We start from the raw sequence: 14,922 nt of genomic DNA on the forward strand, positions 1-14,922 counted from the left end.
GAACTGGCCGCGCGGCGCTCACGGAACCGGCCCTATCGACGAACCGACGGTTACGGCGCGGGTATTCTTCTACAGTAAATTCACCATGAATGAAACTCCCGCCAGCAACAGTTACGACGATGTGCCCTACGACAGTTTCGCGTACCCGCAAACGCACCCGTCGCGCCTCGCGACGATCGCTACGCTGTTCGGCCTGACGCCCCCGGACGTCACGCGGTGCCGCGTCCTCGAACTCGGGTGCGCGGCGGGCGGGAACCTGATCCCGGTGGCGGAAGCGTTCCCCGATTCGTGGTTCGTGGGGGTCGATCTTTCGGGGCGGCAAATCGCCGACGGCGAAGTGGCGCTGCGCAAAACGGGCCTCACGAACGTGAGCCTCCGGCACGCGAGTATCAGCGACATCGACGAAACTTACGGTCACTTCGACTTCATCCTCTGCCACGGCGTGTTCTCGTGGGTTCCGCCCGAGGTGCAGCAGAAGATCTTCGACGTGTGCGCGAATCATCTCACGCCCACGGGGATCGCGTACATCTCCTACAACACGTACCCGGGCTGGCACATGCGCGGCATGATCCGCGACATGATGCGCTACCACGCCTTCCGGTTCGACGGCCCGGATCAGCGCATCGGGCAGGCCCGGGCGCTGCTCGACTTCCTCGCGCAATCGACCGAAAAGGACGCCGGTGCTTACGGCGTGCTGCTGCGGTCCGAACTCGATCTCCTGAAGCGCCAGTCCGACCACTACCTCTACCACGAGCAGCTCGAAGAGTTCAACGAGCCGGTCTACTTCCACCAGTTCATGGCGCGGGCCGAAGCGCAGGGGTTGCGCTATTTGGGCGAGTCGCGCATCAACACGATGGTGACGGGTAACTTCGGCCCGGAAGTGCAGAAGACGCTCGCGGTTCTGGCGACGGACCAGATCCAGACGGAACAGTACCTCGACTTCGTGCGCAACCGGACCTTCCGCGAAACGCTCCTGGTGCGTGCGGAAGCGGTGCCGAACTGGGCGATCGTGCCGGAGCGCGTGTACGGCCTTCACGTCGCATGCAACGCGAAGGTCAGCGGGCGGCCGGTGAACCTCACCACGAACACCGCCGCGCAGTTCCAGAGCCGTAGCGGGATGGTGATTTCCGCGAGCGGGGCCGTGTTCAAAGCGGCGATGCTGGCACTCATTGAAGCGTGGCCGGGGACGATCCCGTTCGTCGAACTGCTCCAGCACGCGACTGCGAAGCTCAACCGGATCGCGACCAACGACGACATGCAGACGCTCGCGCTCGGGCTGCTGAACGCCTACATCTCGTCCGACCTGCTCGAACTGCACGCGGCCCCGGTCACGTTCGCGCGCACGCCGGGCGAGAACCCGGTCGCGCTGGTTCACGCGCGGGTGCGAGCCGCGAGCGGTCAGCCCTCGGTCACGAACCGGCGCCACGAAACGGTGAAGCTCTCGGACATGGCGTTCCGGCTCGTCCCGCTTCTCGACGGCACACGCGACCGCGAGGCGCTGGTGGAAGCTCTGACCGCACTGGCAGTTACGGACGAATTGACCGTTCAGCGTGCGGGCCAGCCGATCACCGACGCGGACGAACTCCGCACGGCCCTCACCGCGACGCTGAACCCCATGCTGGAAACACTCGCCCGCGACGCCCTGCTCGTTAAGTAGACGCCGAATACCCGATTCGGTGCAGCAACTCGGCGGTCAGCACGAATGGCGGCGCCGGGATGCTTTCCAGCCGGAAGCGCGGAAGCAGTTCGCGCGGCGAAATCGGTTCCGGTCGATCAAGCCAGCCGCACGACCACGCGAGCAGCCCGACCAGCGCCTCCGGCTTCACGCCCGCGTCGCGGAGCGCGGAGAGCCGCGTGTCGCCGTGCCGCTTGGCGAGCCGTCGACCGTCTTCGCCCACCACGAGCGGTACGTGGGCGAATTGTGGAGGCGTCAGGTCTAGCGCGCGGTACAGGAGCAGTTGTCGCGGTGTAGACGGGACGAGGTCGTCGCCGCGAATCACTTCCGTGACGCCCATTGCCGCATCATCAACCACCACCGCGAGTTGGTACGCCGGCCCACCCCCATTCTTCCACACCACGAAGTCCCCACCCGCGTGCTTCAGGTCGATGTGCTGCTCACCTGCAAACAGGTCCGTGAACGGCACGTTTTCCGTCACGCGGAAGCGCCACGCGAACGACCGGCCCTCGTCGTGTAGCTTCTGCGCGTCTGCCACACAGCGGTACGCACACGTCCCCGGATACGTGACCTCTTCCCCGGCGTGCGGCGCACTGGCAGCGGACGCGATGTCCGACCGCGTGCAGGTACAGGGGTAGATCAGTTTGTTCTGTTTGAGCACGTCCAGCGCGGCTTCGTAGTACGACAGCCGTTGCGTTTGGACCACCGGCTCGCCGTCCCAATCCAGACCGAGCCAGCGCAGGTCGTGCATCGCTTGCTCGGCCGCGCCCGCCTTGATTCGCGGGGAATCGATGTCCTCGATTCGGAGCTTCACCACCCCTCCGCGCGCCCGCGCCGAGAGCCACGCGACCAAATACGTGCGCGCGTTCCCGACGTGCTGCGCGCCGGTCGGCGACGGCGCCAAACGCCCATTGAAGAGAAGGGGTGAAGGGGTGGGGGGGTGAAGGGGTGATGAAGACATGGTCGCGCGGGTAGTAGGTACCAGTTGTCCTACCAGAGTAACTACACTCGCTCGCTAAAAGAACAGCAACGCGCGTCTCCAGTTTACCTTCTTCCACCGCCCGTTTACACTTCACCCATGATCCGACCCGCGACACCCGCCGACACCGCCGCCCTGCTGGACCTCACAGCCGGTACGGGGTTCTTCAAGCCGCTTGAAGTGGAAACCCTCGAAGGCGTGCTGAACGACTTCTTCGCGTCCAACCGCGACGACTACGGGCACCGCGCGTTCGTATGGGAGCACGACGGGCGCCCGCTGGGGTACGTCTACCACGCGCCCGAAGAGATGACCGACCGCACCTGGTACTTGTGGTGGATCGCGGTCGCGGCCGACCAGCAGGGGCACGGGATCGGCGGGAAGCTGCTCGCCTTCGCAGAGGCGGACGTCCGCGAATTGGGGGGGCGCCTGCTCGTCGTCGAGACGTCCACGACCGAGCACTACGAGCCGACCCGCCAGTTTTACCTCAAGCATAACTACACCGCCGCGGGCCGGATCGCGGACTTCTACGCGGACGGCGACGGCATGGCGATTTTTACAAAACGATTGGGCGCACTTTGAGCATTCTGCGGGCACCTTTCCGCGCCCGGGCTCCGGATCCTCTGCACATTCGCGATTATGCGTCGCGATGCAATTTTTACCGATCACCGGGCGCTTAAAATGCCCCTCTTGCCCCACTGCGTATGATGCCTCGCGAGCCGGTAGAACCGGACCAACCGGATCGATCGGCCCTCCTGCCACGGAAGGCACGTCACGGCGAAGAGTTCTCACCCAAGTTACACATCCAGCCCGAACGATCATTGTGACTGACAGTGCGAGCGCCCGGAGGTCGATGGTCGGCCTTGGACCGTTCGCCCGCTCCAGCGGCCCCAACCCCGCCGGAACCCACCGCCTTTACCAACCTCCCAATTTCGCGGGTTTTGCGAAGACGGACGGTTGGTGTAGCCGATGGAGTTAGCGTCGCAACCGTTTCCCGCGCCACCCGGGTTAATCGCCCGGACCGCCCGATCCGCCCAGTTCGCCCGGGCGCCGTCGGGACCGCGAGAAACTCAGCGCCGTTAGAAATCCGGCCCACGGGCTCCCCGCCGGACGTTCATACATCGCCGCCACGAGGCCCCCGATCGTGCGGCACGCCCCTCGCCCCGAGGGTTCGCCCCTGGAACCCACAGCAGCCCGCCAGGACGGTAATGGGCGGGGCGCGGGACGAAGCGAGTTAAAACGGAGTGTCTCGCCATGAAAAAGGTGTTCACCACCGGACAGGTCGCAAAGATCTGTAAGGTTGCCCCCCGGACCGTGTCCAAGTGGTTCGATTCCGGTCGCCTCAAGGGGTACCGCATCCCCGGCAGCCAGGACCGGCGCATCCCCCGCGAACAGCTCATCCGGTTCCTCAAGGAACACGGGATGCCGCTCGGAGAACTTGAAGAAGAAGAGTGGCACAAGGTGCTGCTCATCGGCACTGAGAAGTTGTTCAACGACCGGATCAAAGAAATACTTCCGGAAAATGACGACTTCAAGTTCGAGCTCGCCAACAGCGGGTTCGAGGCCGGTATCCTCGCCGGCAGCTTCCACCCGGACACGATCGTAATCGATCTCGGTCTGGGGCGCGCCGAGTCGATTCAGATCGTCTCCAACTTGCGCAAGGACGAGGCCTACGCGACCACGCTCATCGTGGGCCTGGCGAGCGAGGACGAGGCCGCTCCCGAGCAACTCACGCAGTACGGCTTCAACGATATCTTCAAGAAGCCGTTCGACGTGGCGCTGCTCGGCGAGAAGATCAAGAGCATCGCCGAAGCCAAGCGCGAAGATTGAGCTTCGGAAAACGAACCGGCCCTCGGGTGAGGGAACGAGCCAAAGACTCGTTCCCTCACCCGAGGGCCGGTTCGTCATTTCCGCCCCGACAACGCGGCTCAGTCGTCATCGTCGCGGCGCCGCTTCCGCCTCGGCCGATCATCTTCTTCGTCATCGTCGTCGCGCGGGCGCCTTTGTTTCCGTGGCCGCTCTTCTTCGTCATCGTCGGGTATCTCTTCCACAATCGGTTTCTTCTTGCGCCGCGGTCGATCGTCTTCGTATTCCTCGTCGTCTTCATCATCGTCGAAGTCGTAACTGACGCGCTTCGGCTTCCGCTTCTTCACGCCACCGTCCACGAACGCGGTACCGGTCGCGCCGACTAGGAGCAGTAGCGTCAGATAGAGCGGGAACTTCCACACGATCTTGAACGGGTTCTCGACTTTGCTCGCGTCCCCACCAAATTGCTTTGCCATCTCCTTTTCTTTCTCGGCCTCTTTCTTGATCTGCTGCTCGATGGGGAACCCGATTGCGGCCTGAATGCCGACCACCCCGATTGCCCCGGCGCAACACCCGGCCACAACGAGCCGACGTGGGAGCCCCGGTCCCAGTACGATGCCGAGCACTCCCCCCACAAGGATGAGGATCGGGAACAAGAACAGGATGACGCCCTTGCCCAATTCGTCCTTTTCGTTGCCCTTGCCGGGGGGCGCGCCCATCTTCTTCCCGGATTTCTCTGCTTCGTCCATCAGCATTTTCAATTCAGGGCTGGCGAAAGAATGGCCGCCGGTCGCGATCTGAAGTCCGCTCTGGGTAATAAATGGGCGCGGACCCGCCGAAGATATGGCTTTACCGGCACCCGCTTTCATTCCGGGCATTGGATCCGCGTCGAAGCCACCCAGCCCATCCTTGGGCATGACGCACTGCACTTCGACCCACGGAAGAAAGAACAGGATCAGGCAAATGAACAATTGGATTGGTGAGAGGAGTCGAAGTGGGCTGAAGTTCATGACAAGCCTGCGCGTTACAAGGTGCAAACATCGAGAGTATGAGCAAGGTACCCTCGTGCGCGGCTCTCATCAATGACATTCGCGCCACCGAAAACGGTCTGGTCAGGCATCACGAAAGTTGGTGAAATTCGTTCAGACCATTTCAACTTTGAGCACACATTTACCCGTCAATGTCCCAAACAACGACGCGCCCGTTCTGCCCACCGACCGCACAGGTGAGGCCGTCCGGTGCGAACGCGACCGAGTAGAGCGGCTTCTTGCTCCACTGAAGCGATTGGAGCACATTCCCCGTGAGTGCATCGAGCACGCGCGCCCGACCGTCCGCGAACACCGCACACAGCGTGCGCCCCGCGGGGTGAAACGCAAAGTCATGAGCGTAGCCCAGCGTGCTCTTCGTCTGCCACGCCTTGCCTTCGCTGAGCGGGCGCGCGAACAACCGCCCGTTGGCCAGCATCACCACCCACTTCGCGTCGGGGCTAAACTCTACCCGTACCGCGGATCGGTCACGCAGTTTGCGTCCCTCCCACGGAAACGAAGCGAGCACTTTTTTCTGCTCCAAATCCGCGACGTGCAATACACCCTCTGCGCCACCGGCCGCGAGTAGTCGATCGTCCGCCGAAAGGCTCGCAGTGACCAATCGCTCGCCTGGAGGAAGCGTCAAACTCTCCTGCCAACGGACATCGTAAATGCGTGCCTGATAGGGTTTACCATTGAGAGGATTAATCTTCTCCTCCGTTCCCAACACATTGAACAGCGAAGCGATCGTGAACCTCACGACGTCTGGCACAAACCTACCGTGAACTACGAGGTTCCGAACGGCGATCAGTTCCGCGCCATCGCGGGTGAACACCAACCCACCCGCCCCGTGCGGACAGCTCAGTAGGCTCGGGTAAAATCGCGAGTCGGCTTCAGTTACAGCGAGTTCCTCAAAGAAAATGCTGGTGTCATCGTACCCGAAGTGCTCAAACGCGATCAACTCGCGGTTTGGCGAGATTACTGGATCGGGAGTACGCTCACCCGATGACTCATAGAAGAGCCAGTCTGTGAACAATTCGCGCGCGGAGCCGGCCACACAGTCATAGACGTGCAGTTTATTGGTGAACCCGGTACGGCCGTCTTTAATCACCGTTTCCAGCCCGCACGACGCGACCAACTCAGCACCGTTCGCGCGAAATTCGAGCCGGCGAACGACTTCGATCGGTTTGCGCTTGGCTGGTGGATAAACTTGCAACTCGCGCATCCGCATTCTCCCTTCAAATCTCATTCGACGACGAGTTCGCATTCACCACCGCGCATACAAGTGGCGCGGAAGTATCCGTGATAGTTGAGCGATTACTCGTAGGTGAAGTGCTTGAGATGAAAGATACCGATAGGTCCGCGCACTGATGAGCGCAGTTGTCACGGGTTGTAGGCTTGAGGGAAGTTTGCGCAACTCGCACGATAGAAAAAGACCGCCCGGATCGGGGAAGCGAGGGCACGAGGCAGCCTCAACCCAATCCGGGCGGCGTCCCGAGGGCGAGCCGGGACAATTCGGCAGGATCTCACAGTTAACGAACGACCGTGCGAATCCCGTGTCTTAGCGGGAGCGAAGCCCCTACAGTAGGCTAGACGTTATCCTAACGCAGACGCCTCGAAAGAACTAATGAGAATTCGCAGAGTGTTTCGCGACCACTGAAAATTGCGACTGCGGCGCGAATTGAGTTACAACCGCGGCGAGAATCTTGGTGTTTATTAGGCTTTGCGCGTAAACCAGGTGTGAACAGAGTGTAATATTACATTAGATCGGCCGCGATTATCACACTGAATGGGCGACAGTGTGATGATTTAGCGGCCGATCTTTTTTGCGCGACCATTTCAATTACAGTGGCAATTTCGGGAACTGAGATTCCATTCCAAGAACGGTTTATGTTCACGTCGCCAAGCCCAAACGAAGCTTCCAGCAGCTACACGTTCTGCAAAACCAACCTCACCTTTAGCGGTGTATCAATACTGCTTTTGAATGGGTGGTTCCGACCGGAGGATCATGCCCCGTTCGTCCGCGGTCACGAAGTAGCTATTGGGAACCGTGGCCGATGCGTTTTCGCCGGTCCAGACGTTGACCCGGTAGTTGCCTCCCCACAGCGCACGGACCGACACCCTGAGCAACTGCTGCGGGCGCCCCAGAGCCGCGAGCACCCCGGCCCGAATCGTCTCTTCGCGCCAGTTGTCCCGCGATTCAACCGGGGACGGCACTTGAGCTTCTTCGATGGCTTGGGCCAAAGTCGCGGTCTGCGGCACTTGAGACATTGTGACCTCGATGTAAGCGAACGTGTGCTCGGTACAAACTGTCAGTCGCGGCGAACAGGTGTATGAACCCGCCGGCTCGGGGAGCGAGGGCGCGTGGGGCGGCCTTAACCCGACTCGGCTGGGGTTCCGAGTGGCGAACCGGAACAAATTCTCGGTGGTGTTCGGTGCGTCTTGGGCGGAGCGACGAGCGAGTTGGATCAGACAACACAACCGTAGAAGACGATTTACGGCCTGGTTGAGATTTTACCTGATTTAGATGTTACGCAGTGCGGCATTTTGGGGCCTCGCATCGAGAACCAACTACATTACGTGCGCGATGTGCCCCTGCGCCAGGATGCGCGCCGCGTGGCCGCTCCACAGGCGCTCGCGACCTTGCGCAACGCCATGATCTACCTACTCGCCACTGTTCCCGCTCGAACACGCCCAGAAGCTCTCGAACAGCTTCAACTGCACCCCGAACGCGCCCAGAAGCTTATCGGCATCTCCCAGCGCGAATAACGGAACAACCCTGCCCCCTGCTCTGCCGAGAAATCGTTGGGGTTGTGCGTTCGGGGCGCCCACGGCATGATCCCGCCCGGTTCGCCCACATTTCTCCGACAAGGAGCGCGTGCATGTCAGGTCGGACGGTCCCGCGATTCGTCCCGGTCGGGTTGCTCGCCGTAGCACTCGCCGCCCCCGCCGTGGCTCAAGAGGGAGGGTTCCAAAACCCTCGGAACTCCGATCCCGCCCCAACGTCGCGCCCCGTCGCCCCGATGCCGCGGGCCAAGGCCAAGAGGCCCGATCTTCGGTACTTCTCGCAGTTCGACATGCCCGGGCACGGCACACACACTCCCGCACCACAAACGAACGCGCCCCGCCCGACCAAAGTCCCGAACATCGCCTCCCACCAGGAGGGCGAGTTCCCGACGCCCACGAACAGCGATAATTTGCTCCCGCCGGCCGAAAGCTATGCGCCCGGATTCTACTTCGTCGACCCGTTCACGCAGCGGAGCTGGCGCGCGCGGGTCGCCCCTCCTCCGGCCGTGCTCGCGATCGGCACGCGCGGACTCGAGCGCGTCGGGCCGGGCGCGGACCCGCACGGCGCGGCCGTGGTCGTGAAGTGCAAGGAAACCCGGGTCGGCACGCTCGTCTTCGGAAGTGACATCGTGGGCTCCTGTGAGGGGCCACACGACGCGCCGCTCCCGCCGTGCGAATCGATCAACTGGACGTTCCCGATTCAGAACGTCGTGAAGTACGAGTACAAATTCGAGGCGAAGGCCGCAGACACCGCCTCGTTCGCGAGTGCCAAAACGAACGCGCCCGCGAACGCACTGAGCGGGACGTGGTACCGCGAACTACCCGGGATGGTGATCTCCGCGACCTTTACGAACGACGAACTCAAGTTGTGCATGGCGCAGGCCGCGGACGGGGACACCGCGACGTTCACGATCACCGCGCACTACACGCTGACGAAAGACGGGCTCGTGTACGGGGCCGTCACCGGCACCGACGCCGATGTGAAGCGAAGCCCCACGAAAACGAACGCCGCGCAAGTCAACGCGGACTGGAGTGAAGTGTCGGCGCCACTGCAAGCGCTCGTGGACACGCCGTTCTCGTTCCGCACGAAGATGACGTCGTCCGGCCTGATGGTGAGCGGCCTGAAGTGCGGTTCGCCGCTGAGCCGGGGTGAAACGGATATCCTCGGCGGGATGTTCAAGTTCGCGAAGGACGGCCGCGTGCCGGCCCCGGTGCCGCTGAACACCGACACGAGCACGCCCGATGTGTCTCTCGGGTCCGCCCTCGGTACGGCGGTCGGGGCGGCGACGGGCAAGATCGGCCCGGCCCCCCAAGCCGGACCGTGTCCGGCGGAGTGCCCGCGCGTCGGAATCGACTTCAACTTCAACCCGCCCGTGATGATTCCGCCGAAGCCGATTGGTGGCGCCTGCACGCTCCCAAGCCCGGTTATGCCCCCCGCGGCTGTGGGCACTCCGCCGCGGCCCGTGTGCAACACCGCCGTACCCGACACGATGAAGTCGCTGGTGTCGGAAGCGTTCGGCCAGATGCTGCAACGAAGCGGAGGTAGCTGCGTAGGCGAAGGGATGACGCTGCCCACGCCGCGGTACCTGGAGCACTACCCGCAATACTTCGCGCCCGACCCGGCGTTCCCGCTCCCGCGTGAACTGGTGAAAGAAGAGACGGAGAGCGCGGTGCGCCGAGCGGCCGCGACGACGGCTGCTCCCGTGATTCCGATCGCGTCCACGGAGCCGCCCGCCAAACGGGGCGTCGTGGGGACGTGGTACCGTGACGTGGCGGGTAAGCAGTGCGTCGTGAAGGTGTCCCCGGACCACCTGACGCTCACAGTCCACGAGGCGGTCGAGGAGGACGGTAAGGTTTCGACCGCGAGCCTGATCTTCACCGCCGATTACCACATGGCCCGCGACGGCGTGACCGCGGTGGGCCTCGTCACCAGCGTCGACGTCAGCTTCGAGGGTGATTTCCCGCAGGAAGACGCGAAACCGTTCTTCGAGATGCTCGGCGAGCTTCAAAAAGTCCTGGAAGACAAGCCGTTCGCTCTGACGTTCCGTCCCTACGGGGACGCACTCGTCATCGGGAACGTGCGGATGCCGATGGTGTCGGACCGGATGGACGTGCAACCGGGCGGGTACATGGCCGGGCGCTACAAGAGCGCCGGCGACAAGTTGCCGAAACCGAAGCCGACCAAGATGACGGATCCGGCCCTGCGCCAGATGCCGGGGGCACCGACTGCGGTACCGAGCCTGGCGATCCCGCCGGCTTCCGCGTACCCGCAACCGTACCCGCAGCTCGGGAGCGCGTACCCACAGCCGTACAGCGTGCCGTCACCGGCCGAGTTGGGCCGCGACTTGCTCGCGCCGCAGTCGCTACCCGTCCCGCGAATCGTACCGTCGAGCGGCTCGCAGCCGGCCACTCCGTCGGCGCCCCAATCGAACCCGCCGCTCATGAAGCAGCCGACCCCACCGGACCTGTCGTCCCTTGAGAAAAAGAAGCCGGTCCCGACCGCGATGGTAGTGGGGTGGCAAAACCGAATCAGCGTGATGCCGGACCTATCGCACACCCTGCGCCTGAGTCCGGGCATCGTGGGCCGGATGTTCCTCTTTGACGTGTCGAAACAGGAATTCACCAAGACCGGCGGCACACTCACTGTGGACTTGGTTGACGAAACCCCGGGGAAGCGCGCGGCCGCGCCGGAGCGCTGGCAATTCAGCAGAGAAGATCTGGAAAAATGGGCGATCCCGGACAAGACGTATGAGAAGAGTTACGTGCTGTTCCTCCCGTGGTCGGCGTACACATCGGACATCACGCAAGTGCGCATCTCCGCCCGCTTCGACGCAGACACCGGCCACACGCTGTTCGCGGCGCCGGCCACAATCACGATCGATGCCACCGCGACACAAGACCCGCGCGCGCGGTCTGATAAGCCGAAAGAGATGGTTCCGGTGATGAGTCAACCGGTCAAGCCCGCGATGCTGGGAGTTACAGAAGTGCCCCAGCAGCATATCGGGATGCAAGAATTGTTGTACCAATCGGGAACTTTGCGCCAAATCCATAACGAGTGGCGCCGGTTCTGGTTCAACGACCACCCCAGTCATTTGACTCCCGAACGAATTCACGGCGGCATCTATTGATGCTGCGAAAGAACGGAGTTCTTCCCCGGGCCGACGAAGTCACACTTCGTCGGCCCGGGTTGTTTTTGGGCAGGGCATGAAGGTTACGTGAGGTCACTTCGCTCGCGTTGCCGTTCTTCCGCATTGTGACGCATACTAATGTGACGCGAACTCCTCCGGAGGAACGGGCATGCTGCGCTGGTTCAAACGGCGACTCGCAAAGACCGATCCGCCGGTCGGCGCAGATGGTGCGCCTATATCTCCACCGGAATCAACGCAAGTCGAGATCCCGCACGACAAAATCGCGGCTCGCGCGGCCGAAATCTGGGACCGGAAGGGCCGACCGCACGACCAAGACGTACAGAACTGGATGGAAGCCGAGGCGGAACTGCGATCCGAATTCGCTACAACCGCTTCTCCCGAACCGCTGCCGCGAAAGTCGCGATGACACTGGCGTTCCGTCACCGTCCGATACCCGATTCCCCGCTCGCGCACTGGGACGCCCGCTGGAAACTCGCGGCCGCACTGCTGGCCGTCAGCGGATTCGCGGCCCTCGATCACCTGCTGCCGGCCGCAGTCGCGTTCGCGCTCGGCTTCTTCCTACTGGTGCTCGCGCGCTTGCCCGGCGGGTGGGTGCGCTCGCGGCTGATCCTCTTCGCATTCTCAGCGCTGCCGTTTCTGCTCGTGCTGCCATTCACTCTGGACGGCCCTGGATGGGATATCGGTCCCGTCCACGTTTCCCTGCACGGTCTGACCGCCGGGCTGGGAGTGCTCTGTCGCAGCCTCGCGATCGGGTGCTTCGCGCTGCTCCTAATCGGTACAGCACCGCTCCACCATACGCTTGCGGCAGCACACAAACTGAAGGTGCCCGGCCTACTGGTGCAGCTCACGCTGCTCGCGTACCGTTACACCTTCCTGTTGGCCGAAGAAATGCGCCGGCTCCGCGTCGCGATGCGCACACGCGGGTTCCAGATGCGGGCCACGCGGCACGGCTACCGTGCCCTCGGGCACGCGACCGGCGCGCTCCTGGTTCGCGGGTCGGAGCGGGCCGACCACGTCGCCGCCGCGATGCGGTGCCGCGGGTTCGATGGCACCTTTCACACACTTTCACGATTTCGTACTACGCCCGCCGATATCATTTCCTTCGTGGCCCTCACCGCGGTGGTTGCTGCTCTCGTAATCTGGGATCGTCTGGTATTGGATTGAGGTGCCTCCCGAATCGCTTGTAATCTTTTGTCCACTAGCGTATAATTTGGCGAGCGGCTGGTGAATCGACCAGCTTTAGGCGAACGGCCGGTGTAAGCCGGCCGGTGCGAGTAGCGAAGAGTTTTGGACAGGATCAACAGGATTGAAAGCACCACCAGCCGGCTTACACGGCCGTTCGCCCAGAACACTGGTGGGTAAACGAGCCGCGACCACAAGGGAGCGGTGCAGAGGCTCCCGAGTTGGGTGCGGTCGCAGAGAATCGGTGATGCCTCCCGCTCCCTTGCGGTCGCGGCTCGTTAAAGACGGCTCTGAAGCCATCACCAGCCGGCTTACGCCGGCCGTTCGCCCAGAACACTGAGAGCTACGCGGCGAGAAAATGGATGGAGGCGACGGAAAAACCGCTGTTTGGGCCGCGATTTTGGAGAAATGTTAGCAGTTGTTGGTAACTGAACCGGTACCCCCGAAAGACGCCCTAACGTCGATTGCCCAGAAATATCAGCGTTTCGTGCGTGCCGCGTCCGAAGTGTCGTTCCGGTTACCGGGGAATGTTAGCAAATGTTAGCCAGCAGTAATGCGGTCCTACGAACCGGCCTCCCAAGTACCGAAATCGCCGCTTCCACCAAGCCACTGACCGGAACTGACTTGACCCACTCGGCACTGGCCGCCCGGAACCTGTCTCACCGCTTCGCGGACGGTCGCGTTGCGCTCGATGACGTTTCGTTCGCCATCGAACCGGGCGAATGCGTTGCGCTCGTCGGACCCAATGGAGCGGGCAAAACGACACTGTTTCTGCGGCTATGTGGCGTGCTGCCGGGGAAACCGGGACAGGTTTCGGTGAGCGGACTCGATCCCGCGGTCCCCGAGCACCGGAAGAAGCTGCCCGAAGTGGTCGGCGTGGTGTTCCAGAATCCGGACGACCAGCTTTTCAGCCCCACGGTCGCGGAGGACGTCGCGTTTGGCCCGCTGAACATGGGTGCCACGGTCGCAGAAGCCAATGTGCGTGTGAGTGAAGCACTTGCGGCCGTGGGGATGACGGACGCGGCCGATCGCGTGCCGTTTCAGTTGTCGGGTGGGCAGAAACGCCGGGCCGCGCTTGCGGGCGTACTCGCGATGCACCCCTCGGTGCTGCTCCTCGACGAACCGAGCATGTTCCTCGACCCGCGCGGCCGGCGCGAACTGATCGGTGTCATCCGCGGATTGCCCGGTACGAAGCTCATCGCAACACACGACCTCGACTTGGTGTTGGATTCGTGTTCGCGTGTGCTCGTGCTGGATGGCGGGAAACTCGCGGCCGACGGCCCCGCCGAGAAGCTACTGGCTGATACTAACCTGATGGAGCAACACGGGTTAGAGGTGCCGTATCGACTGCGGTAGGTCCACGCAGCGCGGGTTCACCGGGAAGGGCCGGATTTCGGGAATTCGGACACTGTTTTTCGCATCATATACTGAGCGAAACGTCGGCTACGTCACTTACACCACGATTCACCCTCATGCCTTCCACCTTGCTTGCTGAGCCGCCGCTAAATCCGGTCCACGAGATCTTTCACGTGGACCGCGTCCTGAAGCCCGAGGAAATCACCCCGCCTCGAAAGCACAAGATCATCGCCGTTCTCCCGGCCTACAACGCGGAAAAGACGCTCGCTGCCACCATCGCGGACTTCCCCGTGGGGAGCGTGGACGAAATCCTCCTCGTCGACGACGGCAGTAAGGACAACACCGTCGCCATCGCACGCGAAATGGGCCTGACGGTCATCGTTCACGAGAAAAACACGGGCTACGGTGGTAATCAGAAGACGTGCTACCGCTACTGCTTAGAGCACGGCGCCGACATTGTGGTGATGATCCACCCGGACTACCAGTACGACGCGCGGGTGATTCCGCACGCTTGTGGGATGATCGAGTTGGGTATTTGCGACGTGATTCTGGGCAACCGGGTTCGGAGCCGGGCTGAAGCGCTGAAGTGTGGGATGCCGTGGTGGAAGTATGTGAGCAACCGCGGGTTGACCGCGTTCGAGAATCTGATGCTCGGTCAGAATTTGGGTGAGTTCCACAGTGGGTTCCGCGTGTACCGCCGGAACGTGTTGGAAACGCTCCCGTTCGAGCGGAACAGCGACGACTTCGTATTCGACACGGAGTTTTTGGTGCAAGCGGTCCACTTCGGGTTCCGGTTGGGCGATATCCCGGTTCCCGTGCGGTACTTCGACGAGGCCAGCCAGATCAACTTCCGCCGCAGCACGAAGTACGGCATCCAGACTCTGACCACCGTCAACAAATACTGGATGAACAAGCTGAAGCTCTGGAAAAGCCCGTTGTTCAAGCCGAAGGGGTAACGGGCGCTGG

13 protein-coding genes are annotated in these 14,922 nt (G+C 62.5%); 9 read left to right on the forward strand and 4 right to left on the reverse strand.

The features are described from left to right. Nucleotides 1-85 precede the first annotated feature (85 nt). Nucleotides 86-1,657 carry a methyltransferase regulatory domain-containing protein gene (locus tag VT84_RS29965; protein ID WP_082843448.1) on the forward strand — a complete coding sequence of 524 codons (1,572 nt, stop codon included), beginning with the start codon at nt 86-88 and terminating at the stop codon, nt 1,655-1,657. On the opposite strand, the gene gluQRS is transcribed toward VT84_RS29965, so the two are convergent. Then, nucleotides 1,650-2,579, reverse strand: coding sequence for a tRNA glutamyl-Q(34) synthetase GluQRS (gene gluQRS / locus VT84_RS29970; protein WP_239465500.1), 930 nt, complete (start codon nt 2,577-2,579; stop codon nt 1,650-1,652). The genes VT84_RS29965 and gluQRS overlap by 8 nt on opposite strands. A 174-nt stretch (nt 2,580-2,753) precedes the next feature. Between gluQRS and VT84_RS29975 the strand changes: the two genes are divergently transcribed. Both VT84_RS29975 and VT84_RS29980 read left to right on the forward strand, forming a co-directional pair. Continuing rightward, entirely contained in the window at nt 2,754-3,233 is a 480-nt protein-coding gene (locus tag VT84_RS29975; protein WP_082842103.1) for a GNAT family N-acetyltransferase, read from the forward strand. A gap of 672 nt (nt 3,234-3,905) precedes the next feature. Next, nucleotides 3,906-4,481 carry a helix-turn-helix domain-containing protein gene (locus VT84_RS29980; RefSeq protein ID WP_052556681.1) on the forward strand — a complete coding sequence of 192 codons (576 nt, stop codon included), beginning with the start codon at nt 3,906-3,908 and terminating at the stop codon, nt 4,479-4,481. Between the two features lie 98 nt (nt 4,482-4,579). Here VT84_RS29980 and VT84_RS29985 read toward each other — a convergent pair whose 3' ends face one another. The 3 genes from VT84_RS29985 to VT84_RS29995 form a co-directional block, all read right to left on the reverse strand. Further along, nucleotides 4,580-5,467, reverse strand: a complete 888-nt coding sequence (locus VT84_RS29985; RefSeq protein ID WP_157469980.1) for a hypothetical protein — start codon at nt 5,465-5,467, stop codon at nt 4,580-4,582. Nucleotides 5,468-5,627: 160 nt separating this feature from the next. Continuing rightward, the gene (locus tag VT84_RS29990; RefSeq protein WP_082842105.1) at nt 5,628-6,707 is read right to left on the reverse strand and encodes a WD40 repeat domain-containing protein; all 1,080 of its coding nucleotides are present in this window, start codon (nt 6,705-6,707) and stop codon (nt 5,628-5,630) included. A gap of 743 nt (nt 6,708-7,450) precedes the next feature. After that, the gene (locus VT84_RS29995; RefSeq protein ID WP_082842106.1) at nt 7,451-7,753 is read right to left on the reverse strand and encodes a hypothetical protein; all 303 of its coding nucleotides are present in this window, start codon (nt 7,751-7,753) and stop codon (nt 7,451-7,453) included. Nucleotides 7,754-8,098: 345 nt separating this feature from the next. On the opposite strand from VT84_RS29995, the gene VT84_RS30000 reads away from it, so the two are divergent. The 6 genes from VT84_RS30000 to VT84_RS30025 all read left to right on the forward strand — a co-directional run bounded on the left by VT84_RS30000 (nt 8,099) and on the right by VT84_RS30025 (nt 14,912). Further along, nucleotides 8,099-8,251, forward strand: a complete 153-nt coding sequence (locus tag VT84_RS30000; RefSeq protein WP_157469984.1) for a hypothetical protein — start codon at nt 8,099-8,101, stop codon at nt 8,249-8,251. A 113-nt stretch (nt 8,252-8,364) separates the two neighbouring features. Continuing rightward, nucleotides 8,365-11,397 (forward strand): hypothetical protein, encoded by a 3,033-nt coding sequence (locus VT84_RS39080; RefSeq protein WP_157469986.1) that lies wholly within the window; start codon nt 8,365-8,367, stop codon nt 11,395-11,397. A 169-nt stretch (nt 11,398-11,566) separates the two neighbouring features. Continuing rightward, nucleotides 11,567-11,824, forward strand: coding sequence for a DUF2934 domain-containing protein (locus VT84_RS30010; protein ID WP_082842108.1), 258 nt, complete (start codon nt 11,567-11,569; stop codon nt 11,822-11,824). Continuing rightward, nucleotides 11,821-12,582: a cobalt ECF transporter T component CbiQ gene (gene cbiQ, locus VT84_RS30015; RefSeq protein ID WP_082842109.1), complete on the forward strand. Its 762-nt coding sequence runs from the start codon at nt 11,821-11,823 to the stop codon at nt 12,580-12,582. Before VT84_RS30010 ends, cbiQ begins: the two co-directional genes overlap by 4 nt. Before the next feature lie 642 nt (nt 12,583-13,224). Next, nucleotides 13,225-13,956 (forward strand): energy-coupling factor ABC transporter ATP-binding protein, encoded by a 732-nt coding sequence (locus tag VT84_RS30020; protein WP_239465501.1) that lies wholly within the window; start codon nt 13,225-13,227, stop codon nt 13,954-13,956. A gap of 116 nt (nt 13,957-14,072) precedes the next feature. Further along, nucleotides 14,073-14,912, forward strand: coding sequence for a glycosyltransferase family 2 protein (locus VT84_RS30025; protein WP_082842111.1), 840 nt, complete (start codon nt 14,073-14,075; stop codon nt 14,910-14,912). The last annotated feature ends 10 nt before the right edge of the window (nt 14,913-14,922 follow it).

It is taken from the genome of Gemmata sp. SH-PL17 (genome assembly GCF_001610855.1).
Classification (GTDB): Bacteria; Planctomycetota; Planctomycetia; order Gemmatales; family Gemmataceae; genus Gemmata; species Gemmata massiliana.